At 53.2% G+C, this 201-nt stretch carries 1 protein-coding gene; it reads right to left on the minus strand.

Features of this window, described 5'->3' with window-relative positions:
- A partial coding sequence (locus G5B30_RS17240) for a hypothetical protein (RefSeq protein ID WP_165321240.1) occupies positions 1–201 on the minus strand: 201 nt, incomplete at both ends.

Genomic DNA, 201 nt, shown 5'->3' on the forward strand with positions numbered 1-201 from the left:
ACATCGCCGTTCACCAGACCACTGGCCGTGAATTCTGTAGTGCCGAGCGTAAGTGCGGTACCGTAGGTCTTATTGCGGTCTTTGGCCGTGATGGTCAACGCTTTCCTGTTGACTATCAGCGTGCCTTTGGCATAGCTGATCGTATAGTTCGTCAGTTTAGGACCCACAGCTCCTGTCGCCGTGATGTCGTACTCGTCAACT

Origin of the sequence: Sphingobacterium sp. SGG-5, assembly GCF_011043525.1 — a bacterium.
Lineage (GTDB): Bacteria > Bacteroidota > Bacteroidia > Sphingobacteriales > Sphingobacteriaceae > Sphingobacterium.